Source organism: Aeromonas rivipollensis (assembly GCF_010974825.1).
Classification (GTDB): Bacteria; Pseudomonadota; Gammaproteobacteria; order Enterobacterales; family Aeromonadaceae; genus Aeromonas; species Aeromonas rivipollensis.
In genome coordinates, this window is record NZ_JAAILA010000034.1 from 34,112 (window position 1) to 59,211 (window position 25,100).

Sequence of the window (25,100 nt, forward strand, 5' to 3'; positions counted from 1 at the left end):
CGTCCACTGAGGAGTCCTTACACTGTAACGGTTTTTCTGGCGCCATGGCAGCCCGGTTCAGTGCCAACTGACTATATTCTTTGCGGTTTTGCGGTTTTGCGGCTAAGGCCCAAGGGAGCTCCCGGGGCGAGAGCACCTTGTCGCCAGCGCACCGGGCTGGCGGCGCCGGATGACGGAGTATCCACATAAATGGCAGACATTAATTTATTGTTCAGTTCCCCGGGTGTATAACGGGCCTCCCGCAGGAGCTTATGGGGTGGTACCAGGGAGGGGTGGCCAGACTGGGCCTTTGGGCCGTCATGACGGATGCGCATTACGTTGATGGGAGTCATACCAGATGCAGGACATGCTGCTTGCCATATGGCATCAGGACTTTGAGCAATTAATACAACTGCAGGCGGTCGGTCTGCTCGTCACCTGTCTGGTGGTGATCCTCTTTCTCGAATCGAGCTTCGTCTTTTTGCCGCTACCGGGGGACAGCCTGGTGCTGCTGGCCGGTGGTCTGGTGGGCATGGGAGTGCTCGGGCCCGAGGTGGTGTTCCTCTATCTGCCCCTGGCCGCCGGCGTCGGCAGCGTGATGGCGTATTGGCAGGGCCATGCGCTCCATGGTACCCGCTTCATGGGCCAGGTGGAGCGGGTGATCCCGGAAGGCAGTCTGCCCCGTGCCTCCCGACTGCTCGAACGCTATGGCTTCTGGGCCATGTTCGTCTCCCGTTTCATCCCCTTCGTCAGGGTGCTGACGCCCATGCTGATGGGGATCTCCCGCCTGAACCTGCTGCGGGTGGCCATGACCAGCTTTGCCAGCGCCTTTCTCTGGGCCCTGGCCCTCAGCATGGTCGGCAAGTTCATGATGGCAACGCCGCTCTTGGCCGATCATCACGAGCTGTTGACCAAGTGTCTGCTGGTGACCTCCTTCGCCCTCTTCGTCATCGCCGTGGCCGCCATCGGCATGCGGCTGCTCAAGCGCTCGACCAAGAGAGCGCGCTGAGCTAAGCACGGGGATATAGGGGGAGGGGCCTGCCCCCTGTCCCTTGTCCCCAAGCCGCCCGTGTCAGGCGGCTCGCCCCGGTGGCGTAAAAATACAGGCCATTTGAGGCGGAAATCCTGATGCCTATCTGTTACACTTCGCGCCCGCCATTTTCCGGCTCATCTTCTGACGTGATGTCAGACCCAGCCGTCCTTGGCCCCAAGCCTCGCCGAGGCCGTGCCACATGCCGGCCCAGGCCACTTAAGCCAACTACAGCTCAGCTGGAACACAGGAACCCATTATGAGATTTGAATCGTTCGATTTTGCCCCCGAGATTTTGCGTGCCGTCTCAGAGTGCGGTTATCAGGAGATGACCCCTGTGCAGCAGCAGGCGATCCCGACCATACGCCGTGGCAGCGACGTGCTGGCCAGCGCCCAGACCGGGACCGGCAAGACGGCGGCCTTTGCGCTGCCCATACTGCAACGTCTGGTGGATAACCCGGCCCCGGCCCAGCCTTCCAACGCCCGGGTGCTGATCCTGACCCCGACCCGCGAGCTGGCCGCCCAGGTGGCGAGCAACATCAACGACTTCGCCAAATATCTGGACATCAGCGTGCTGACCCTGGTCGGTGGTGGCAAGCAGGACGTGCAGGCCCGCAAACTCAAGGCGGGTGCGCACATCATAGTGGCGACCCCGGGCCGCCTGCTCGAGCACCTGACCGCCTGCAACCTCAGCCTCTCCGGTGTCGAGACCCTGGTGCTGGACGAAGCGGATCGCATCCTCGACATGGGCTTCAGTGCCGATGTGCAGCAGATCCTGCAGGCTGTGAACAAGACCCGTCAGAACCTGCTGTTCTCCGCCACCTTCTCCGACGCCGTGAAGAAGCTGGCCAACCTGATGCTGGACAGACCCCAGATCATCAGCGTCAACAAGCAGAACTCCACCGCCGATACCGTCAGCCACACCGTCTATCCGGTCGAGCAGAAGCGCAAGCGCGAGCTGCTCTCCGAACTCATCGGCAAGCAGAACTGGCAACAGGTGCTGGTGTTCGCCAGTACCCGCGAGAGCTGTGATGTGCTGGTGGAAGAGCTGAACCTCGACGGCATCAAGTCCGCCGTGGTCCATGGCGAGAAGGCTCAGGGCAGCCGTCGCCGCGCCCTGCGCGAGTTCATGGAAGGCAAGGTACGGGTGCTGGTCGCCACCGAAGTGGCCGCCCGTGGTCTGGACATCCCGGATCTGCAGTACGTGGTCAACTACGATCTGCCCTTCCTGGCGGAAGATTACGTCCACCGCATCGGCCGCACCGGCCGCGCAGGCAAGAGCGGCATGGCGGTCTCCTTCGTCAGCCGCGAAGAGGAGCGCACCCTGCTGGAGATCGAGGCGCTGATCGGCCAGAAGATCCGCCGCATCATGGTGCCGGGCTACGAGGTGAGCAGCCGTGACGAGCTGATCAAGCAGTTGCAGGAGCGCCGCCGTTTCGGCAAGCGTCCGCAGCGGGAAGACAACGCCGCCGCCCAGGTGATGGCCGAGGCCAAGCTGCAGGGCCAGCGCCTCAAGCGTCTGGCGGCCGCCAAGAAGCCTCGCCAGTCGAAGTAAGCGGACAAGATGATGCAGGGGAGCCTTGGCTCCCGACTCAAGGCGCCGTTGGCGCCTTGATGCTGTTTACCGATCACCCAGAGGACGTGCGATGATCCCGCCAGTCAAGAACCCGCAAGATTACAATCAGGCCCTGCTCGACATGGCCACCCAGAGCCTGGCCGAGCTGGCCCGTACCGCAGAGCAGAAGGCGGGCAAGCGCACTCCGGCGCAAGAGAGCCACTTCCTCTGCACCTGGATGGCGGACTCCCTCAAGGAGAAGCGCTTCTCCCGCCTGGTGATGGAGGACTTGAAAGCCTGGGTGCAGCTGGGCCGCACCCTGGGAGCCGGAGCCGATCTCAAGGGGCTGCTGTCGCGCATCGTCTGCCAGTACGGTCGGGCCATGGCCGAGCCCGGGCAGTTGGGCGCCAGGCTCGCCACTCTGGTCGCCGAGCTGGAGCGCGCGGGTTGGCTGGTGTTTACCGACAGCGAACTGAGCGCCAAACAGCGGCTGCTGAGCCAGGGTCAATCCAGCCTGGTCATCTCGGCCAGCGAGTATCAGGGCCATATCGAGGGGGGAGAGCTGGTGAAGCCTCTTACCCTCTATGTGCGCGGGGATGAAAAACAGCTGGCCGAGGCAGCCTTCAAGCAGGGCCTGCTGCTGAGCCAGGGTGACAAGAAGGCCACCCTGGTCAAGCACCACAAGGCCTACCGGCTGGTGCCGGGCAATGCCCAACCCGCCCTGGCGCTGCTGGCCGCGGGCTAAGCCTGATCGGCGCCCTGACGTTCATGCCAGTCTCACTACCCCGGCCCTGTGCCGGGGTTTTTTATGGCTGATCGCCGTACAGGCCATGGATGCAGGGTGAGCTGACTCTGATCCAGGATCCGCCGCGACTTGTCGCCTGCGCTATGACGCGCCCTGGGGGAGGGGAGACGCCGCGCCGAGCAATCCCACAGCGCGGGCGGCGATCGCCAGATAATGGGGCGAGCGGGCCTGCTCCCGCCAGCAGCAGTGCACCAGCTTGATCACGTGGTCGTCCAGGCTCTCGATCGCCCGCGGCAACACCTGTGCCCAAGCCAGCCCAGTTGTATCCGGCCAGTGCTGGGCGTGCTGCGCCGGCGCCCCGACTGTGACATAGGCAGCGGCCACCGCCTGCCACATCAGGCGCTGCCAGGGAGCTTTCAGCTCATCCGGCAGATGACGGTCGACGATGGTGGCGGCCCGGCTGCCGGTCACCATATGCAAGACGGTGAAGTTGCCGGTCTGCCAGTAGAGGGGTAGGGCGGCCTCGGCCAGCTGTGCCAGCACATCTTGCCCGTCATCGAGGCTTTGCGGCAGCGACTCCGGCCAGTGGGGATCCGCCGCCACCTGGCGCAGGCGGGCGCTGATCCAGCCTCCTTCCCAGCGTGACCCCTCCCAATGGGCCGACAGCCCCGCCAGCAGGCGGGTGACGTCCCGGCAGGGGGCACCCATTCCGGCAGGCAGGATCAGGGCCTTGCACTGCCAGGCGGCCAGCGCCGCCGCCTGCTCCCCCAAGTGGCCGTTTTCCAGCGCACAGGCGAAACGGATGAGGGGATGAAAGGCGCCTCCCGCCGGGGAGAAACGCTGCGCCAGCAGCTCTTCGAAGCATGGCAACCAGCCCTCTTCGGCGAATCGGGTCAGCAGTTGCTGGCGCAGTGCCACGAACAGGGTCTCCTCCTCTTCGCCCTGGTTGTCCACTCCGGCTGGCAGGGCTTGAGTGGCCTGCCAGTGGGTAAAGAAGCGCTGCAACTGCCGGGGGCTGGCCCCCATCTCGTGCAGGGCGTGCAACGCCATGGGACAGTGGTTGGTGGTGCCGCGACCATTGAGGGCGAAGGCCTGGTTGGCATCGAGCAGAGCGTAGAGATGATCCATTAGCGTTTGACTCCTTTTGTCAGGGGAGACAGGATTATGCAAGTTGAAGTTAACTTGAGATCAAGGATGAGATTGGATCGTAAGTGGCTGGCCATAGGCCAGATAGCCAAACGTGCCGGCGTGAACGCCAGCGCCCTGCGCTTCTACGAGCAGAAGGGGCTGATCCAGAGCCTGCGCAGCGAAGGCGGCCGACGTCTCTACCCACAGGATGCGCTGCGGCGTATCGCCTTTATCCGGGTGGCGCAAGGGATGGGCTTAAGCCTCGAAGAGATAGCCGGGGCCCTCAGCGGGTTGCCCGATGGTCGCACGCCGGATCGCCACGACTGGGATCGGATCGCCGGTCAGTGGCAAACGCTACTGGACAGCCGCATCGCCGCCCTGCAACTGATGAAGCGCAAGCTCAGCGCCTGCATCGGCTGTGGCTGCCTGTCGCTCGAGCATTGCGCCCTCTACAACCCGGGGGACAGTGCCGCAGGCCAGGGGGGCGGCCCTCGTTACTTGCTGGGGGATTTGTCCCCCGTCGATGAATAGCGTGCGGGTGAGCCCCTGATCCTGGGGCCTCCCGGTGCCTTCGTCTTCTCTCTTTGCTCTTTCTGGTTCCTCTTTTTCTGCCCCTTGCTCTGCCCCTCTGCCAGCGCATCGCCACGTCTGTTGGCGTTATCCAATATTTCGCTAAATATCCTCGTATTTCATGGTTGGGAGATGAAAGGTCCCGGGATATGTTTTGTCCATGCCGATAGTCAGCCGGATTAACCTTCGATATTGCAGTGAAGAATATTAATCGGTCCGCTACGGATTCAGGTTTTAAAAATAACAATTGCATGGCGCCAATCAATATTATTTGGCAAGCGTTCCAAGTGTTTATAAATATAACGAGGCGGATCATGAATAAAGTACGCTCCCTATTTTTGCTGGCGGCGCTTCCGCTGGCCCTGATGACCTCGGCCGAGGCCCAATCCAGCCTCGCCGCCATCCAGAGCGCCGGGGTGATCAAGATAGGGACCGAAGGGGCCTATCCTCCCTTCACCTATCACGACAAGAGCGGCAAGCTGGTGGGCTTTGATGTGGAGATTGGCGAGCTGATAGCAAGCGGTCTCGGTGTCAAGCCGGAGTTCGTCGAAGGCAAGTGGGACGGGCTCATCGCCGGGGTGGATGCCAAGCGCTACGATCTGGTGCTCAACGAAGTGGCCATCACGCCGGAGCGACTGAAAAAATATGATTTTTCAGATCCCTACATCACCTCCAAGGCGGTGATAGTGGTGCACAGCGACAACGATAGCATCAAGAGTTTCGCGGATCTGAAGGGCAAGAAATCCTCCCAGTCTCTGACCAGCAACTTCGCCCAGCTGGCGAAGTCATCGGGCGCCGAGGTGGTGGCCACCGAGGGCTTCAACCAGTCCTTGGAGCTGGTGCTGACCGGGCGGGTGGATGCCACCATCAACGACAGTCTCTCCTTCCTGGACTTCAAGAAGCAGAAACCGGACGCCAGACTGAAGGTGGCGGCCACCGAGGCGAAGGGGGATCAATCCGCCGCCTTGCTGGCCAAGGGGCAGCCGGAATTGCTGGCCGCCATCAATCAGGCGCTGCGCACCGCCAAGCAGGATGGCAGCTATCAAAAAATATCGGTTAAATATTTTGGCACTGACGTCTCGCAATAATATTGCGGCAACATAATAACGACAGAGGTAATTAACGTGCCAGCCTGGTTGCAGTTAATGATCGACTCTTTTTGGCCCCTGCTCAGTGCGGGGCTTATTTTTACCGTGCCGCTGACCCTGATCACCTTCGTGCTGGGAATATTGCTCGGTTTCCTGGTAGCGCTGGCAAGGTTGTATGGCCCCACTCCGCTGGTGGCCCTGGTCCGTTTCTATGTCTGGCTTGTTCGGGGCACGCCGCTGCTGGTGCAGCTTTTCCTCATCTTCTACGGCCTGCCGAGCGCCGGCATAGTGCTGGATGCCTTCACCGCGGCCGTCATCGGCTTTACCCTCAACATCGGCGCCTACAGCTCGGAGATCATCCGTGCCACCCTGGCGGCCATCCCCAAGGGGCAGTGGGAGGCGGCGCACTCCATCGGCATGAACTGGCCCCAGGCGATGTGGCGGGTGATATTGCCGCAGGCGGCGCGCATCGCAGTACCGCCCCTCTCCAACACCTTCATCTCCCTGGTCAAGGACACCTCGCTGGCGGCGGCGGTGACAGTGCCTGAGCTGTTTCAGGCGGCCCAGCGGCTCGCCTCGGTCACCTATGAGCCGCTCATTCTCTACATAGAGACGGCCTTCATCTATCTGCTGTTCAGCTCAGTGCTCTCCACCCTGCAAGACCGGCTGGAGCGCAGATTGACCCACAAAGAGACCCGGGAGGTCGCCTTATGATCCGGTTGAGCAGTATCGAGAAACACTTTGGTGGCAAGCCTGTGCTCAAGGGAATAGGGCTTGCGATGGCGGCGGGCAGCGTCACCGCCCTGATAGGACCCTCCGGCAGCGGCAAGAGCACACTGCTGCGCTGCGTGAATCTGCTGGAGCGACCGGATGCGGGGCAACTGGTGCTGGGGGGGAGCGAGCTCGACTTCTCCCATCACCTGTCACGGCAAAGCGTGCTGGCCCTGCGCCAACAGACCGGCATGGTGTTTCAGAACTTCCAGCTGTTCCCCCACATGACGGTGCTGGAAAACGTGATGGAGGGACTGGTGACAGTGTTGAAGTGGCCAAAGGAGAAGGCGGAGGCGCGTGGCCTGCAACTGCTCGACAAGGTGGGGCTCAGGAACAAGGCCGAGGCGGTGCCCGCCACCCTCTCAGGGGGCCAGCAGCAGAGAGTCGCCATCGCCCGTGCCATGGCCCCCGCGCCCAAGGTGCTGCTCTGTGACGAGCCCACCTCGGCGCTGGATCCCGAGCTGGCCCAGGAGGTGGTGGCCGTGCTGCGCCAGCTGGCCCGGGAAGGCACCACCATGCTGATCGCCACCCACGACTTGCGCCTCGCAGCCCAGATAGCGCAGCAGGTGATCTTTCTGGAAGCGGGGGAGGTGGTGGAGGCGGGCAGTGCGCGCCAGATGTTCACCACTCCCAAGCGGGCGCGCACCTTCGAATACATCTCCACCCTGACCGAGCGCCTGCCGGAGAGCTGGAGCATCTAGCGGCGCTTGCCCGGACGACAGCCATATAAAAAAACAGCCCCGCAGATGCGGGGCTGTTTGCTTGGGGAGGCTTGGATGGCAGCTTACACGGCCAGGTAGTCCATGATCCCTTCGGCGGCCTTGCGGCCCTCATAGATGGCAGTCACCACCAGATCCGAGCCGCGCACCGCATCGCCACCGGCAAACACCTTGGGATTGCTGGTCTGGAAGGCATGTTCGGCCTTCTCGGGGGCCTTGATGCGATCCCGGCTGTCGAGCTCGATACCGTGATCACGCATCCAGGGCTGGGGGTTGGGCTGGAAGCCGAACGCCATCACCACAGCATCGGCAGCCAGCACCTGTTCGGAGCCCTCGATCACCACAGGATTGCGACGACCGTTGGCATCGGGCGCACTGAGCTCGGTGCTCACTACCTTGATGCCGCAGGTGCGGCCCTGGCCGTCCAGTTCAACGCCGACCGGCTGGAGGTTGAACATGAATTCCACCCCTTCCTCCTGGGCGTTCTTCACCTCCCGCTTGGAGCCCGGCATGTTCTCGGCATCGCGGCGGTAGGCGCAGATCACCCGTTCGGCCCCCTGGCGGATGGCGGTGCGCACGCAGTCCATGGCGGTATCGCCACCGCCGAGCACCACCACCTGCTTGCCGGCGAAGTCGATGTAATCGCTCTGCGCCTTCTCGAAGCCCAGCAAGCGGTTCGCGTTGGAGATGAGGTAGGGCAGGGCGTCGTAGACTCCCGGCGCCTCTTCGTTGGCAAAGCCGCCTTTCATGTACTTGTAGGTGCCGACCCCGAGGAAGACGGCATCGAACTCGCCCAGGAGGTCGGCGAAGGTGACGTCACGACCCACTTCGGTCTCGAGACGGAACTCCACCCCCATGCCCTCGAAGATCTCGCGACGACGCTGCATCACCTCTTTTTCCAGCTTGAAGGAGGGGATGCCGAAGGTCAGCAGGCCGCCGATCTCCGGATACTTGTCAAACACCACTGGGGTGACGCCATTGCGTGCCAGGACGTCGGCACAGGCGAGGCCGGCGGGGCCGGCGCCGATGACGGCGACCCGCTTGCCGGTCTTCACCACCTTGGAGAGATCCGGGCGCCAGCCCATCTCGAACGCCTTGTCGGTGATGTATTTTTCGATGTTGCCTATGGTCACGGCGCCGAATCTGTCATTCAGGGTGCAGGCACCCTCACAGAGTCTGTCTTGCGGGCAGACCCGGCCGCACACCTCCGGCAGGCTGTTGGTCTGGTGGGAGAGCTCCACCGCCTCCAGGATGCGTCCCTCGTTGGCCAGTTTCAGCCAGTTGGGGATGTAGTTGTGCACCGGGCACTTCCACTCGCAATAGGGGTTGCCGCAGTCGAGGCAGCGATCCGCCTGCATACCGACCTGGGCCTGGTTGAAGGGCTCGTAGATCTCCACAAACTGGATCTTGCGGATCTTGAGCGGCTTCTTGGGCGGGTCGACCCGCTGGACATCGATAAACTGGAATACGTTCTGGCTCATAGGGTTCCCTCCTTATTGCGCCTGGATTCTGAGTTCTGCACTAGAGCGGCTGGTGTGACCAAGCAGGGACTTGACGTCGCTGGACTTGGGTTTGATCAGCCTGAACTTGGGCACATAGGAGTCGAAGTTGGCCAGTATCTCCTCGGCGCGCGAGCTGCCTGTCTCATTGAGGTGCGCCGTGATGATGCCGCGCAGGTGCTCCTGATGGATGGCGAGATCCGCCACGTCCAGCAGTTCCACCAGCTCGGGGTTGGTGCGCTTGGCAAAGTTGCCGCACTCGTCCAGCACGTAGGCAAAGCCCCCTGTCATGCCCGCCGCGAAGTTGACCCCGGTGGTACCAAGTATGGTGACGATGCCGCCTGTCATGTATTCACAGCCGTTGTCGCCAATCCCCTCGACCACCGCGAGGGCCCCCGAGTTGCGAACCGCGAAGCGCTCGCCCGCCGTACCTGCTGCGTAAAGCTTGCCGCCGGTGGCGCCGTAGAGGCAGGTGTTACCTATGATGGCCGCCTCATGGGACTTGAAGGCCACGCCGACATGGGGTTTGACCACCAGCTTGCCGCCGGTCATCCCCTTGCCCACGTAGTCGTTGGCGTCGCCGGTGAGTATCATCTCGAGGCCGCCGGCGTTCCAGACGCCGAAGCTCTGGCCTGCGGTACCGTTGAAGTGAACCCGTACCGGATCGGCGGCCATGCCCTGGTTGCCGTGACGCTTGACGATCTCGCCGGACAGGCGCGCACCCACAGAGCGGTCGGTGTTGCGGATGTCGTAGCGGAACTCGCCACCGCTCATGTTTTCCACCGCCTCCAGCAGGTCGTCCACCATCTTGAGGTTGAGCGGCCCCTTGTCGAAAGTCGGGTTGTGTTGCTGGCTGAACAGGCTGGAGCCTGCCGGTGCCACCGGGCTTGCCAGAATGCCGGAGAGATCCAGCTTGGCCTGACGGGCGGTGAGGCCGGGCAGGGCTTCCAGCAGGTCGGTGCGACCGATGAGGTCGGTGAGCTGGGTGACGCCGAGCTCAGCCATCAGCTCCCGGGTCTCTTCGGCGATGAACTTGAAGTAGTTCATCACCATCTCCGGCAGGCCGGTGAAGTGCTCGCGGCGCAGCTTCTCGTCCTGGGTGGCGACGCCGGTGGCGCAGTTGTTCAGGTGGCAGATGCGCAGGTATTTGCAGCCGAGCGCCACCATGGGGCCGGTGCCGAAACCGAAGCTCTCGGCGCCGAGGATGGCCGCCTTGATGATGTCCAGACCGGTTTTGAGACCGCCATCCACCTGCAGCCGCACCTTGTGGCGCAGGCCGTTGGCCACCAGGGCCTGCTGGGTCTCGGCCAGCCCCAGCTCCCAGGGGGAGCCGGCGTATTTGACCGAACTCAGCGGGCTGGCACCTGTGCCGCCGTCATAACCGGAGACCGTGATGAAGTCCGCATAGGCCTTGGCTACGCCGCAGGCTATGGTGCCGACGCCGGGCTCGGAGACCAGCTTGACCGACACCAGGCAGTCCGGGTTGATCTGCTTGATGTCGAAGATGAGCTGGGCCAGATCCTCGATGGAGTAGATGTCGTGGTGCGGCGGCGGGGAGATCAGGGTCACGCCGGGCACGGAATAGCGCAGCTTGGCGATCTGGGCCGTCACCTTGTCACCGGGCAGTTGGCCGCCTTCGCCGGGCTTGGCGCCCTGGGCCACCTTGATCTGCACCACATCGGCGTTCATCAGGTAGTGCGGGGTGACGCCGAAGCGCCCCGAGGCGACCTGCTTGATGCGGGAATTCTTCTCGGTGCCAAAGCGCTTGGGATCTTCACCGCCTTCGCCCGAGTTGCTCTGACCGCCGAGGCGGTTCATGGCCACCGCCAGCGCCTCGTGCGCCTCAGGGCCCAGCGCGCCTATGGACATGGCGGCGGAGTCGAAGCGGGGGAACAGCTTGGCGGCGGGCTCAACCTGCTCCAGCGCAACCGGCGTCGTTCCCTGCTTGAGGACGAGCAGATCGCGCAATGTGGCGACGGGGCGCTCGTTCACCAGGCGGGCGTACTCCTTGTAATCGGCGTAGTTGCCGGAGCGCACCGCCACTTGCAGGGTCTGCACCACGTCCGGGTTGTAGGTGTGGTACTCGCCGCCGTGGACGAACTTGAGCAGCCCGCCCTGAGTCAGTGGCTTGCGGCCGAGCCAGGCCTGACGGGCCAGATTGACCTGATCCTGCTGGATGTCGGTGAAATCGGCGCCCTGAATGCGGCTGGAGACGCCGCGGAAGCAGAGCTCGACCACGGATTTGGACAGACCCACGGCTTCGAACAGCTGGGAGCAGCGGTAGCTTGCCACAGTGCTGATGCCCATCTTGGACATCACCTTGTAGAGGCCCTTGTTGATGCCGTTGCGGTAGTTGAGCATGGCCTGGCGCAGGCTCATCTTCAGCACCCCTTCCTCGACCTGTTTGGCCAGGGTCTCGTAGGCGAGATAGGGATAGATGGCGGTGGCGCCAAAGCCCAGCAGCACGGCGAAGTGGTGCGGGTCGCGCACGCTGGCGGTCTCCACCAGGATATTGGCGTCGCAGCGCAGGTTGTTGTCCACCAGGGTGCGTTGCACCGCCCCCACCGCCATGGCGGCCGGAATGGGCAGGGTGTCGGCACTGATGTCTCTGTCAGACAGCACCAGCAGCACGGTGCCATTGCGGGCCTTGTCGGCCGCGTCGGCACAGAGCCGCTCCAGCGCTGCCTGCAGCCCCTCTTCGGGCTGATAGTTGAGGCTCAGCACCGCATGGCGGTAGTGTTCCCCTTCCAGCGCCAGCAACTGGTGGAAGTCGGAGTAGAGCAGGATAGGCGACTGGAACAGCACCCGGTGGGCGTGGCCGAAGGTCTCGTTGAACACGTTCTGCTCGCGACCTATACAGGTGGCCAGCGACATGACGTGGTTTTCCCGCAGCGGATCGATGGGCGGGTTGGTCACCTGGGCGAACATCTGGCGGAAGTAGTCGTACAGGGTACGCTGGCTGGAGGAGAGCACCGCCATCGGGGTGTCATCCCCCATGGAGCCTACCGCCTCCTGGCCGTTCTCGCCGAGCACGCGGATGATTTGATCCAGCTCCTCGTAGGAGTAACCGAACAGTTTCTGATAGGTCTTGAGCTGATCGTCAGGGAGCTCGCGGGCGCCTGTGCTGGCGTCATCCATCTGCTCGAACGGCACCAGTCGCTTGCAGTGCTTGTCCATCCACTGCTTGTAGGTGTGACGACTCTTGAGATCGTCATCGATCTCGAAGCTGGTCCACACCTTGCCGTTGCTGGTATCCACCACGAACAGCTCGCCCGGGCCGACCCGGCCCTTCTCCAGCACTTCGTCCGGGGTGTAGTCCCAGGTGCCGACCTCAGACGCGAGGGTGATGAACTTGTCCTTGGTGATGACGTAGCGGGCCGGGCGCAGGCCGTTACGGTCCAGGGCGCAGGTGGCGTAGCGGCCATCTGTCATGACGATGCCGGCGGGGCCATCCCAGGGCTCCATGTGCATGGAGTTGAAGTCATAGAAGGCGCGCAGGTCGTCATCCATGTTCGGGTGTTTTTGCCATGCAGGCGGGATCAGCAGGCGCATGGCGCGGAACAGGTCCATGCCACCGGCCAGGAAGAGATCCAGCATGTTGTCGAGGCTGGAGGAGTCGGAGCCGGTGGTGTTGACGAAGGGGGCCGCCTCTTGCAAGTCAGGGATCAGCGGAGTGGCGAACTTGTAGCTGCGCGCCTTGGCCCACTGGCGGTTGCCGGCGATAGTGTTGATCTCGCCGTTGTGGGCGAGATAACGGAAGGGTTGCGCCAGCGGCCAGCGCGGGCTGGTGTTGGTGGAGAAGCGCTGGTGGAACACGCAGATGGCGGCCTGCATGCGGATGTCGGCGAGATCCAGATAGAAGCGCGGCAAATCCACCGGCATGCACAGTCCTTTATAGACGGTGACCAGGTTGGAGAGGCTGACCACATAGAAGTAGTCGTCGCTGATGCGCTTCTCGATGCGGCGGCGCACTATATAAAGGCGGCGCTCGAGATCCTTGTCGACCCAGCCTGGCGGCGCGTTGACAAAGACCTGTTCAATGCTTGGCAGGGACGCCTTGGCGATGGGACCGAGCACATTGGTATCGATGGGCACCTTGCGCCAACCGACCAGACTCAGGGTCTCTCTTTCCAGCTCCTCGTCGATGATGTCGCGGGTCTGCTGGGCCAATACGGGGTCCGGGTTCAGGAACAGCATGCCGACCGCATAGTTGCGGCCCAGGTGCCATCCCTTCTCTTCGGCGACAGCGCGATAGAAGCTGTCCGGTTTTTGCAGCAGCAGACCACAGCCATCGCCGGTCTTGCCGTCGGCGGAGATGCCGCCGCGGTGCTGCATGCGAGCCAAGGCTGACATCGCGAGACGGACAAGCTTGTGGCTGGCTTCCCCTTCCATGTGGGCCAACAGGCCGAAGCCACAGTTATCCCTCTCCAGCTTTGGATCATATAGTGACATTGCATTTCTCCCTTGCTCGGCCTTCCATCGCACTGTCATCGACAGACTGCATAAATTGCGATTGGCTCTTGTGGTTCCGTCCGCCTGAGGTGGCGAATCTCCAAACTAATGGGATTTTCGGGCAAGGTCAATTGGACATCCCGCTTGTTTGCAATGTTACACCGCCATAACAAAATGCGGGTTTCAGAGACTCAATCCAGTTTTTGCTATACAAAAGTCCATGAATTTTATTTTTTTAAAGTTGATTAAACTGATAATGATGGATTTGGTGGTTGACTGCTTTGCGACGCTGAACTGTAGTAATTTTACCAATTCATCCCGACGGGGGTGGGCGGGGATCACATTTCAGGATCCTGCGTCTTGCATTTATCCGGATGCGGGCTAAGCGAGATTTTTGCAGTGCTAACAGCCGGTTAGAGGGGAGGCATAGTTCCACTTTTCCCTCTTTGTCGAAGGTCTGTGGTTTCCAAAAGTAACCTTAAAACCCTGTCTGTGGGTATTTATCGCACGCAATGTGAATATTTATATGGTTTTTGGGGGCGGGACGGCTTGATCCAGCTCAGCCTGGCGGGGAGCCTCTGCCAGTACAATGACAGCTCATATCGGAGGTGTCATGCAGTTACACGAACTCATCAATACATTCGGCCAGGATCTCAAGCAGCGCCACGGCCAGAAGATCCACAAACTCTCCATCCACGGCGCCTTCACCTGCCCGAACCGGGACGGCACCCTGGGCCGCGGTGGCTGCACCTTCTGCAATGTCTCCTCCTTCGCCGACGAATCGACCCAGCAGCTCTCGGTGGTGCAACAACTGCTGGCGCGCCGGGACGAAGTGACCCGTGCCAAACGCTATCTCGCCTACTTTCAGGCCTATACGAGCACCTATGCCGAGGTGGAATACCTGCAACGCATGTATGAGGAGGCGTTGTCGGTCAGCGACATGGTGGGGCTCTGTGTCGGGACCCGGCCCGATTGCGTGCCGGATGCGGTGCTGGATCTGTTGGCGGGCTATCAGGCCCGTGGCTACGAGGTGTGGCTGGAGCTGGGGCTGCAAAGTGCAAGCGACAAGACACTGCAGCGCATCAATCGCGGCCACGGTTATGCTGCTTATGAGGATGCGGTAAGACGTGCCCATCGGCGTGGTATCAAGGTCTGTGCCCATCTGATTGTCGGTCTGCCCGGTGAGGTGCCCATGGATAGCCTCGATACCCTGCATCGCATCGTTGCGACCGGGGTCGAGGGGATCAAGCTGCATCCGCTCCACGTGGTGGAGGGGAGCACCCTCGGCAAGGCGTGGCAGGCAGGGCGGCTGGAGGTGCTGACGCTGGAACACTATGTGGAGGCGGCTGTGGCCATGATCCAGCACACGCCCCCCGAGGTGGTCTATCACCGCATCTCGGCGTCGGCACGCCGTCCGACCCTGCTGGCCCCAGCCTGGTGTGAAAATCGCTGGACCGCCATGGCAGAAATTGCCGCTGAACTGACTCGATCAGGCCCCCAGGGGGCTGCCCTGGGCCGACCCTTCTCGCTCGCTCCTTTTAATGAGTGACGACTCTAATTTCATTAAAAAAACAGAGGGTTATTAGATGAAATTCAGTCTTTGCAGTATAGTTTCGTTCAAGTCGCCTTGATAAGATGGTCGGCTTGAAAAAGATATTGTTATCAATAACTCTTTAGTAATTAATGGACCGGGCAGGATATCTCGCACTCCTTGCCGTCATCAGATGACGTGCGTGGCTCCTCTCTTCCCGGCTTGACGATGTGTGAGTCTGGCGATGGCATTGGATGTCATTGCCCAGTGCGCTAATTGGGTTGTCGGTTCGCGATGATGGGATCTGCTCTGCATTCACAGGTCGCCACCAGGTTCCGGGTGATGATTTCCCTGCGACAACCGTCTGAATCATGTTTTGACAGGATGCTATGCAAGCAGAAACCAGCCATATAGATGAACTATTGGAATGCTTGGTCTTTTTGACCCGTTTTTATGGCGTACCCAATAGTCAGGATGCCCTCACCACGGGCTTGCCACTGGTCTCGGGCCGTCTGAGTACGGCACTCTTCAGTCGCGCTGCCGAGCGTGGCGGTTTGTCCGCCCGTGAGGTGATCCAGCCACTCGAAAACATCTCTCCCCTGCTGTTGCCCTGCGTCTTGCAGACGCGGCAGGGCGGCGCCTGCATCCTGCTGGAGTGGAACAAGGACAGGAGCCAGGCCAAGGTCATCTTCCCCCAGGCCGGTGATGCGGCGCAGTGGGTCAGCACAGCCCAGCTGGGCGACGAGTACAACGGCCGGCTGTTCTTCGTCAAGAAGCAGTTCAAGTTCGATGAACGCTCCCCCAAGGTGCTGGAGACCCGGGACGGTCACTGGTTCTGGAGCACGCTGTTTGAATCCCGCGGCATCTATCGCGATGTGCTGATTGCCTCCATCCTCATCAACCTCTTTGCGGTGGCCAGCCCCCTGTTCACCATGAATGTCTACGACAAGATAGTGCCCAACCTGGCGTTCGACTCCCTCTGGGTGCTGGCGGTAGGGGCCATGGTGGTGTTCACCTTTGACTTCGTGATGCGCCAGTTGCGCAGCTATTTCATCGACATTGCCGGCAAGAAATCGGATGTGCTGCTGTCGGCCAAGATCTTTGCCAAGGTCATGGGGATGAAGATGGAGTCCCGCCCGGCCTCGACAGGGGCGTTCGCCAAGCATCTGCAGGAGTTTGAATCGGTACGGGAGTTCTTCACCTCCGCCACCGTATCGACCCTGATTGATCTGCCGTTTGCGGTCTTCTTCCTCTTCATCATCTGGCTGTTTGCCGGCGTCATGGTGGTGGTGCCCATCGTCGCCATGCTGATCCTGGTGGCCTACAGCTTCTATATCCAGGCACCGCTCAAGCAGTCCATCGAGGAGGGCTCCCGCCTGGCCTCCCAGAAGAACGCCAACCTGATCGAAAGCATCTCAGGCCTCGAGACCGTCAAGATCTTCGGCGCCGAGAGCATGTTCCAGCACCGCTGGGAGCAGGCGGTGTCCCACATCTCGACCTGGGGCGTGCAGACCCGTCGCATCACCAACTCAATGTCCTCTCTGGCGAGCTATATCCAGCAGGTGGTGACTGTGGGGTTGGTCATCGTCGGGGTCTACCAGATCTCCGAAGGGCTGGTGACCATGGGGGGTATGATCGCCGCCGTCATGTTGTCCAGCCGCGCCATCGCCCCCATGGTGCAGCTCTCCGTGCTGTCGACCCGCTACAACCAGGCCAAGTCCGCCCTGGAGATCCTAGAGAAGATCATGATGACGCCGGGCGAGCAGGAGGAGGGCAAGCAGTACATTCACCACCCCATCATCCAGGGCCGCATCGAGTTCGAAAACGTCTCCTTCAAATACCCGGGCATGGAAAGCAGCACCTTGCATAACATCAACCTGCGTATCGAGCCGGGGGAGAAGGTGGCCATCATAGGGCGGATCGGGGCGGGCAAGACCACCCTTGAGAAGCTGCTGATGGGGCTCTACCGACCGACGGACGGTCTGGTGCGCCTCGATGGCTTCGAGCTGGATCAGCTGGCGCCGGCCGCCATCCGTCGCAACATCGGCTGTGTGCCGCAGGACGTGACACTCTTCTTTGGCTCGGTGCGAGACAACATCATGCTGGGCAACCCGCTGGTGGATGATGCCCGGGTTGTGCGCGCCGCCAAGCGGGCCGGCGTCACCAACTTTACCAATCGGGATCCCAATGGGCTGGACCGGCAGATAGGCGAGGGAGGGCGTCAGCTCTCGGGTGGTCAGCGCCAGGCCATTTTGCTGGCCCGTGCCCTGCTCAACGATCCCCCCATCCTGGTGATGGATGAGCCGACGTCCAACATGGACAACCAGTCAGAGATGCATGTGAAGCAGGAGCTGGCAAGGCTGGGTCCTGAAACCACGCTGATCCTCATTACCCACAAGACCTCCATGCTGGACGTGGCCTCCCGGGTCATCGTCGTGGAGCAGGGGAAGATAGTGGCTGACGGCCCCAAGGAGACGGTGCTGCAACAACTGAAGGAAGGCAAGGTGCGGGTGCAGGAGACGGCCAATGGCTAACAACTGGTTCAAGAAAACGGCACCAGACACAGTGTTGCCCGCCCCCGAGCATCTCGAGTATGTCGACGACGGTGCCGCCGCCGTCTTGCTGAGCACGCCAACCCGCGCCAAGGTGCTGCTCTGGGCCTGTTTCCTGTTCTTCATGAGTGCCATCATCTGGGCCGCCTGGGCCGAGCTTGACGAGGTCACCGTCGGTCAGGGCAAGGTCATTCCGTCCCGCCAGCTGCAGGTGATCCAGAACCTGGAAGGGGGGATCGTCAAGGAGATCTTCGTCAAGGAGGGGGACATAGTCGAGGAGGGGCAGCCTCTGCTGCGCATAGACGATACCCGCTTCAAGTCGGATTTTCGAGAGCGTGAACAGGAGCTGGTGATCCTCAAGGGCGACATCGCCCGTCTGCGTGCCGAGATCCGCAGTGTGGTGGTCAAGAGAGAACCCAACCTCGGCTGGCGTGAGCAGGTGGTCATCGACAAGCAGCCTATCGTCTTCCCCGAAGGGTTCGAGAACGTCTTTGCGGAATACGTGGCCCGTGAAAAGTCGGTACAGGACGAGCGGCTCAACAATTTGAACAACCAGCTCTACATTCTCGGTCAGCAGATCGAGCAGAAGGAGCAGGAGACCATAGAGCTCAATGCCAAGATACGGACGGTGAGTCGCAGCGTGGATCTGGCCCGCCAGGAGTTGAACATCAGCCGGCCTCTCGCAAAAGAGGGTATAGTTCCTCAAGTGGAGCTAATTAAACTGGAGCGGCAGGTCAACGAGATGCAGGGTGAGCTGGAAGCCAACCGCCTGCTCATCCCCAAACTCAACTCGGTGCTGCGGGAGACCATCTCCAAGCGCAATGACATCGCCTTGAAGTTCAGAGCGGACTCCCAGACCGAGCTCAATGAACGTCAGGGCAAGCTGAGCCAGTTGTCCGAGGGCCAAGTCGGTCTGCGGGACAGGGTCGATCGCACCAGCGTGATAGCGCCGCTCAAGGGCACCATCAAGAAGCTCAAGATCAATACCCTTGGAGGGGTCGTGCAGCCTGGCATGGATCTGATGGAGATAGTGCCGCTGGAGGACACCCTGCTGGTGGAAGCCAAGGTATCACCCAAGGACATAGCCTTCCTGCGACCCGGGCTGGAGGCCGTGGTCAAGATAACCGCTTATGATTTCACTGTTTATGGAGGTTTACATGGCAAGGTTGAACAGATAAGTGCCGACTCGATCCAGGATGAGGAGGGCAACTCCTTCTATCTGGTTCGGGTGCGTACCGAGAAGAGTTATCTGGGCGATGAGCTTAACGCACTTCCCATCATCCCCGGTATGTTAGCCAGTGCAGATATCATTACTGGCAAAAAAAGTGTCCTAGACTACTTGCTCAAGCCCATCCTGCGGGCTAAGCAGTCGGCACTGAGAGAACGATAAGCCAACAATCTAAAAACAACATGACTGGAGATACCATGAAGAAGACGATTGTTGCCATGCTGGTTAGTGGCACCATACTGTTCCCGGGCCTGAGCCAGGCACAGACACTGGAACAGTCAGTGGCACAGTCACTGGCTACCCATCCGAAAATCAAGGAAGCTTTTGATCTCTATCAGGCACGACTGTACCAGCATGATGGAGCCAAAGGCGGCTACTATCCCACCATAGATCTGCGTGGCGGCGTTGGTTACGAGAAGACCGACAGCCCCTCGACCCGTGCGGCGGGTGCCAACTCGCAGACGATCGATGATTCCATGACTCGTAAAGAGGCCGGGATCAGCCTGCGCCAGATGCTGTTTGACGGCTTCGATGTCAGCAGCAACGTGGCCCGGACCGATGCCGCAGCCCAGGCCCAACGTCTGGCCATGATCTCCGAGGCGGAGAACACGGCGCTGCGTGTGGCCGAGGTGTACCTCAACATGCTGCGTCAGCAGGAGATCCTGGAGCTGTCCAAGCAGAACCTGGAAACCCACGAGCAGATCCGCAGCGACATCCAGAAACGGACAGACTCAGGTTTGGGCTCGACCGCGGACCAGACCCAGATAGATGGTCGTGTGGCACGTGCCTATTCCAACCAGGCGGCCGCGGAGAACAACTATCGGGATGCCGAGAGCGAGTTCATCCGGGTCGTGAATGAGGTGCCCAAGGATCTGGTGCAGCCAGCGCCCAACAGCCAGTTGATCCCGGCCACCCTGGAGGATGCGCTGAAGACGGCCACCGAGGTTCACCCGACCCTGCTGTCCTCCCTGCAAGACATCGAAGAGGCCAAGTATCAGCATGAAGGCTCCAAGTCCGGGTTCTACCCGAACGTGGCCTTCGAGGTGGATCAGAACTGGAACGAGGACATCGATGCGGTCAAAGGACGCAACGACGATCTCACCGCCATGGTCCGGATGCGTTACAACCTGTTCCGTGGCGGCTCCGATCTGGCTGAAAGCAAGGCCACCTCGGCACTCTATTCCCAGGCAAAAGACATTCACCTGAATGCCTTCCGTCAGGTGGAAGAGGGGACCCGCCTCGCCTGGAATGCCAAGGAGTCGCTGGCCAAGCAGAAAGTCTTCCTGAAAGAGCACGTGGACGCCAGCTACGACACCGTACAGGCGTACAAGAAGCAGTTTGGTCTGGGACAACGGACCTTGCTGGACGTGCTGAACACGGAGAACGAACTGTTCGAGGCTCGCCGCAGCTACATCACGGCCGAGTATGACTCCCTGCTGGCGGATTACCGTATCCTCAATGCCACCGGGGGACTGCTCAATGCCATGAATGTACAGCAGCCCGCTGATTGGCAGGCCAACAACAACTGATGGTCATCGTGCTGATGCCATATCAGTCAGAAGAAATGGCTGCAGCTTGCTGCAGTCATTCTTTTATGTATTTGGCTTTCAACTGAAGATTGCAATGGCATGCCGCAGGGGAAACATGTGACATCGTGGTGCAAGGCAGGGAGCCGCAGGCTCTTCTGGCCAGCATGGCTCATCCGCCCCGTGCAGCGTTGGCGGCTCCAGCTATTGTGGCTGGTGCTGCTGTCGATCCCTCTGCTGCTCAGCGCCAGCCAGCCCTTGTCGTCGGAAGATCTGAAGCTGGTCAAGCGGGCGGAGGAGGCCTATGGCCCTCGTGCAGGCAAGCGGGTCATCAGCTGGCGCACGCTGGCCATGCAGAACCGGGCTGCGGGTCTGACGGAGCGGCAGAAGCTGGAGAAGGTGAACCAGTTTTTCAATCAGATGCGGTTTATCGATGACATCAAGCTGTGGCGCAAGAAGGATTACTGGGCGACCCCGCTGGAGTTTTTGGGGGCGGCTGGCGGAGATTGTGAAGACTTCAGCATTTCCAAATACTTTACGCTGCTGGAGCTTGGCATCCCGGATGAAAAAATGCGGATGGTATATGTCAAGGCATTGGATTATAACCAGTTTCATATGGTTGTTGCCTATTATGAGACGCCCGCATCAGTGCCTCTCATTCTGGACAATCTCGTCGGCGCCATTCGCCCGGCCAGTCAGCGGGCGGATCTGGTGCCAATTTACAGCTTTAACGGTAGTCACTTGTGGTTGATGAAGGCGCGTGGTCAAGGGGAACTGGCCGGGCAATCATCCCGCTTGGGATTATGGACTGACTTACGCAATCGCATGACTTCAGGGCGATTGGCTCGGCCTGTGGTGAATTTGGATGATTAACCTATGACGCTCTACAGACAACTATTGGCAACCATGCTGTTACTGTTCGGATTGCTGTTTGCCGCCACCTACTGGGTACAGTTCAATTCGACCCGCAACTATCTGGCGCAACAGCAGGAGACCACAGTCATCAACACCTCCACCGCCCTGGGTCTGGCGTTGACGCCTTATCTGGAGAACGGGGACAAGGTGAGTGCCGAATCCGTCATGAAGGCCGTGTTCGACGGCGGCTACTATCGACTGGTCCGACTCGATCTGCTGGCTTCCAAGGATGTCATCGAACTTGAAAACAGCAGCAACATACAGGGAGTGCCGCAGTGGTTCATCGAGCTGGGCCTCTTCCCTGAGGTATCCAACGAATCCATTCTGACCTCGGGCTGGTTGCAACTGGGCAAGCTGAAGATAGTGGGCCATCCGGGACAGGCCTACTACGAGCTCTGGAAGGGGATGAGCGAGCTGGCGACCTGGTTCCTGGTGGGCTTCCTGATCACCACCATTCTGCTGATGCGGGCACTCAACTACCTGCTCAAACCGCTCAAGCTCATCTGCGAGCAGGCGGTCGAGATAGAGCTGCACCATTTTGGTCACACTATTCCCGAGCCCAAGAGCCGCGAGTTGAAACAGGTGGTGCAGGCCATCAACACCCTCTCGAGCAAGCTGGCGGTGCAGTTCAAGGAGCAGGCCGATGAAGCCGAGAATCTGCGCGCCCGCGTCTATGTGGATGCGGTCTCCGGGCTCGGCAACCGCTCCTACTTCGTGGGACAGGTCAATGCCTGGATCGCCGAAGCGGGACAGGGGGGTGTCATGCTGGTGGCCGTCGACATGCTGGACGATCTCTATCGTGAGGAAGGCTATGCGGCGCGGGACAACATGGTCAAGTCTATCGCCCAGGTGCTCAGGGAGCTGCTGGACGGCTGGGATGGTGCGGCGCTGGCCCGGATCTCGGCCACCGAATACGCCCTGCTCTGTCCTACCGATGATCTGTCACAGCTCAAGGATCTGGCGGAGCTTATCAATAGTCGTATCGCCGATCTGGTGGTCAATCCCATGGGTGAGAGCGGTGCGCTCTCCGTGGTCGGGATCGCCGGCCGTGATGGCGATGATGACCTCTCCGCCCTGCTGACCAAGGCGGACAATGCGCTGGGCAAGGCGCGCAACGAGCGACGGGGTGCCGTCGTCATGGAAGGGGGCTCGGATCAGGGGTTGATGGGGCGCCTGGCCTGGCGTGATCTGGTACAGGATGCAATGGCCCGAAACCTGTGGCGCTTCAAGGCGCAGCCTGCCTGTCGCTTCGATGATGGTACGCGCCTGCATGCGGAGCTGTTCGCTTCCATCTCGCGCGATGGGACCGACTATTTCGCAGGCCAGTTCTTGCCCGCCATAGAGCAGTTCCAGATGGGGGCCGAGTTTGACAAGGCCGTTCTGGAAGCCTGCGTGCCCTTGTTCAAGCAGCAATCCGAGCTGGTGCTCGCGGTCAACATCACTGCTGGGTCGCTCTGTTCGGATGAGTTCCTGACCTGGCTGAGCGGCTATCTGGCCGTGAATGGCGAGTTGAAGGAGAGACTGCTGTTCGAGATCCCTGAGGCTGCCATCATGAAACACAAGCAGCATGTGACCAACCTGGTCGAGGTGCTGCGAGAGCAGGGCTTCCTGTGGGGGGTCGATCACTATGGTCGCCACTTCCAGTCCCTCGGATATCTGGAGGAACTGGCCCCTGCCTACGTCAAGGTGGATCATGGCTATACCAGCCAGGTCATGGAGCCGGGAGCCGATACCTCCTTCCTGGCAGCGGTCTGCCGGGCCGCCCACAATGCGGGTGTCACGACCATCGCCACTCGAGTGGAGGATCAGCAGCAGGTCGAGGTGCTGGCCAGTCTGCATATAGACGGTTATCAAGGCTTCGTTCATCCGGCATTCCCACTGCCGTGAATCACGCAATTATATTGAAAAGGGCCCCAATGAGGGCCCTTTTTTATATCCATTTAGAATATATGAAGGTGCTTTGCTGCGATGAACATGCAGAAGGGCTGAAAGGCGAGTTGTTAGTGTATTGATTTGTCTGTGTAAAAAACATTCATTCGATTCGCTGCATCGGATGAAGCCAAACAGATTCAATGTTGTACATTTTTGCAACTGAAGCTCGATGGGCGCGCATCTAGAGTGTAGGCATCAAGATCTGTCACCCTGGAGCAATGGATATGCGCACCCAAATCATCGACAAAACCGTCGTCGTCTCTTCCGTGGAAGGCAATGTTCAGATCCTGCTTGCCGATGGCAGCAGCCGTCCTCTCCAGCCTGGCGAGATATTGCAACCGGGCGCCAAGCTCAATATTGCCGACGATGCGAAATTGATGTTGGCACCCTACGATGACAACCCCGGGCAGGCCGCAGCCGCCCCCGCCGAGACAGATATACCGGCCGAAGGGCAACCCTCATCATCGGCCGAGAACAGCAACCTCCCTCCAGAAATTGCAGCCTTGCAAGAATCCATCCTGCAAGGGGTCGACCCGACCAAGGACTTTGAAGCAGCCGCAGCCGGCGGGGCGCCTGCGGCAGGTGGGGGTGGCGGCATCGGCGGGGTCGCGGGGGCCAGTGGCAACGGCGGCTTCGTCGTCATCGATCGTGTCGGTGATGCGACCATAGCCGAGGCCGGATTTGATACCAGCTATGACGCCTTGCTCGATCAGAATGTGCTGCAGGAAGACGATCTTCTGCCAGAAAATGAGCTCGATGATCTGGATGAATCTGAAGTCACCCAGGAAGACCAAGCCATCAGTGGCACCCTGCTGCTCAACAGCAGCAACTCCGACGGCCCTTTCGACGCGTCCATTGTTTCCTATAGCTGGGGTAGCAACATCGGCATTCTGGCCGGTGTCGAGAGCTCATTGGACGGGATAGGCACCCTCATCATCAATGCCGACGGCTCCTACACCTTCACTCCGGCACTCAATTACACAGGCCCTGTGCCGCCAGCCAACTACATAGTGACCGATGGCGACGATACCAATAACTCCATTCTGACCATCACCATTACCCCTACGGATGAGACAGTCTCCTTGGGCGGGCTGCAGGTCGAAGGGGGCGAGCTTGTTCTGAATGAAGCGGCACTGGCCGATGGCAGCAGCCCGGATGCTGCCGGCCTGACCAAGAGCGGCGCCTTCACCTTCAATGCGGCAGATGGCATCCAGAGCCTGACTCTGGGTGGCGTGGTACTCATCAGTAACGGTCAGGTCATCAGCAGTTTCCCGCAGGCGATCCCGAGCCCTCTGGGCAATCAGCTGTTGGTGACAGGCATCAGCTACAACCCGGTGACAGGCGCCGGCACTGTAACTTACAGCTACACCCTGAGCGATAACGAGGCTCACACCCAGCCTGCCAATGACACTGCCCTGACCGAAAGTTTCAATGTTGTGCTGACGGACAGCGACGGTGACAGCACCAGTGCCAGTCTGGATGTGGTGATACTGGATGACGTACCCAGCGTACGCCTGCTCCCTGGGGCCGGTGAGCTGGGTGTGGTCAGCGTGGACGAGAGCTTGCCTGCCTTGGATGGTGCAGACAGCGATGGCATAGGCAGTGCGACCCTGGCGGCAGCCGTGGTGCAAGCCCAGTTCAGCCATGCCTTCGGTGCAGACGGGGCGGGCAACATCGGCTACAACCTGGCCCTCACTGGCAGCAATGTGGCGAGCGGCCTCTATGCGATTGATCCGCTGGCCGCCAATTGCCAGGGCACTCAGATAGTGCTCAATCAAGTGGGCAATGTCATCACCGGCAGCGCCAACGGGGTGAGCTACTTCACCCTCACCATAGATCCGGCCACGGGCGCCGTGACCCTGAACTTACTGGACAATGTC

Annotated in this window: 17 protein-coding genes; 14 read left to right on the forward strand and 3 right to left on the reverse strand. The window is 60.6% G+C overall.

What is annotated here, in order from left to right; genetic code table 11:
• Positions 1–337 precede the first annotated feature (337 nt).
• The 3 genes from G4923_RS18600 to G4923_RS18610 all read left to right on the forward strand — a co-directional run bounded on the left by G4923_RS18600 (position 338) and on the right by G4923_RS18610 (position 3,309).
• The gene (locus G4923_RS18600; RefSeq protein ID WP_106886458.1) at positions 338–988 is read left to right on the forward strand and encodes a DedA family protein; all 651 of its coding nucleotides are present in this window, start codon (positions 338–340) and stop codon (positions 986–988) included.
• A gap of 280 nt (positions 989–1,268) precedes the next feature.
• A complete protein-coding gene (locus G4923_RS18605; RefSeq protein WP_162520135.1) occupies positions 1,269–2,564 on the forward strand; it encodes a DEAD/DEAH box helicase in 1,296 nt (431 codons plus the stop codon).
• A 91-nt stretch (positions 2,565–2,655) separates the two neighbouring features.
• On the forward strand, positions 2,656–3,309 hold the full coding sequence (locus G4923_RS18610; RefSeq protein ID WP_163137953.1) for a DUF2913 family protein: 654 nt from the start codon (positions 2,656–2,658) through the stop codon (positions 3,307–3,309).
• A gap of 141 nt (positions 3,310–3,450) precedes the next feature.
• Here the strand turns inward: G4923_RS18610 and G4923_RS18615 are convergent, their stop codons facing one another.
• Positions 3,451–4,437 (reverse strand): questin oxidase family protein, encoded by a 987-nt coding sequence (locus tag G4923_RS18615; protein WP_163137954.1) that lies wholly within the window; start codon positions 4,435–4,437, stop codon positions 3,451–3,453.
• Between the two features lie 72 nt (positions 4,438–4,509).
• On the opposite strand from G4923_RS18615, the gene soxR reads away from it, so the two are divergent.
• The 4 genes from soxR to G4923_RS18635 all read left to right on the forward strand — a co-directional run bounded on the left by soxR (position 4,510) and on the right by G4923_RS18635 (position 7,567).
• Positions 4,510–4,968: a redox-sensitive transcriptional activator SoxR gene (soxR, locus tag G4923_RS18620; protein WP_205597081.1), complete on the forward strand. Its 459-nt coding sequence runs from the start codon at positions 4,510–4,512 to the stop codon at positions 4,966–4,968.
• A 353-nt stretch (positions 4,969–5,321) separates the two neighbouring features.
• Entirely contained in the window at positions 5,322–6,095 is a 774-nt protein-coding gene (locus tag G4923_RS18625) for an amino acid ABC transporter substrate-binding protein (protein WP_163137956.1), read from the forward strand.
• Positions 6,096–6,152: 57 nt separating this feature from the next.
• Positions 6,153–6,809 (forward strand): amino acid ABC transporter permease, encoded by a 657-nt coding sequence (locus G4923_RS18630; protein WP_205597074.1) that lies wholly within the window; start codon positions 6,153–6,155, stop codon positions 6,807–6,809.
• Positions 6,806–7,567, forward strand: a complete 762-nt coding sequence (locus tag G4923_RS18635; RefSeq protein ID WP_163137958.1) for an amino acid ABC transporter ATP-binding protein — start codon at positions 6,806–6,808, stop codon at positions 7,565–7,567. The genes G4923_RS18630 and G4923_RS18635 overlap by 4 nt, the downstream gene beginning before the upstream one ends.
• A gap of 83 nt (positions 7,568–7,650) precedes the next feature.
• Here the strand turns inward: G4923_RS18635 and G4923_RS18640 are convergent, their stop codons facing one another.
• Together G4923_RS18640 and gltB are read right to left on the reverse strand one after the other, a co-directional pair.
• The gene (locus G4923_RS18640) at positions 7,651–9,066 is read right to left on the reverse strand and encodes an FAD-dependent oxidoreductase (protein WP_163137959.1); all 1,416 of its coding nucleotides are present in this window, start codon (positions 9,064–9,066) and stop codon (positions 7,651–7,653) included.
• Positions 9,067–9,078: 12 nt separating this feature from the next.
• Positions 9,079–13,536: a glutamate synthase large subunit gene (gltB, locus tag G4923_RS18645; protein ID WP_111912632.1), complete on the reverse strand. Its 4,458-nt coding sequence runs from the start codon at positions 13,534–13,536 to the stop codon at positions 9,079–9,081.
• 613 nt (positions 13,537–14,149) lie between these two features.
• Between gltB and mnmL the strand changes: the two genes are divergently transcribed.
• The 7 genes from mnmL to G4923_RS21310 form a co-directional block, all read left to right on the forward strand.
• Positions 14,150–15,085, forward strand: a complete 936-nt coding sequence (gene mnmL, locus G4923_RS18650) for a tRNA modification radical SAM protein MnmL/YtqA (RefSeq protein WP_163137960.1) — start codon at positions 14,150–14,152, stop codon at positions 15,083–15,085.
• A 371-nt stretch (positions 15,086–15,456) separates the two neighbouring features.
• A complete protein-coding gene (locus G4923_RS18655; RefSeq protein WP_106886467.1) occupies positions 15,457–17,601 on the forward strand; it encodes a type I secretion system permease/ATPase in 2,145 nt (714 codons plus the stop codon).
• Complete coding sequence (locus G4923_RS18660) at positions 17,594–19,009, forward strand: HlyD family type I secretion periplasmic adaptor subunit (protein ID WP_025327371.1); 1,416 nt, start codon at positions 17,594–17,596, stop codon at positions 19,007–19,009. The genes G4923_RS18655 and G4923_RS18660 overlap by 8 nt, the downstream gene beginning before the upstream one ends.
• 35 nt (positions 19,010–19,044) lie before the next feature.
• Entirely contained in the window at positions 19,045–20,376 is a 1,332-nt protein-coding gene (locus G4923_RS18665) for a TolC family outer membrane protein (RefSeq protein WP_106886469.1), read from the forward strand.
• Positions 20,377–20,475: 99 nt separating this feature from the next.
• The gene (locus G4923_RS18670) at positions 20,476–21,246 is read left to right on the forward strand and encodes a transglutaminase-like cysteine peptidase (RefSeq protein ID WP_420884905.1); all 771 of its coding nucleotides are present in this window, start codon (positions 20,476–20,478) and stop codon (positions 21,244–21,246) included.
• Between the two features lie 3 nt (positions 21,247–21,249).
• The gene (locus G4923_RS18675) at positions 21,250–23,175 is read left to right on the forward strand and encodes an EAL domain-containing protein (RefSeq protein ID WP_106886470.1); all 1,926 of its coding nucleotides are present in this window, start codon (positions 21,250–21,252) and stop codon (positions 23,173–23,175) included.
• Between the two features lie 269 nt (positions 23,176–23,444).
• The coding region (locus G4923_RS21310; protein WP_240455372.1) for a retention module-containing protein at positions 23,445–25,100 on the forward strand (1,656 nt) is incomplete at its 3' end.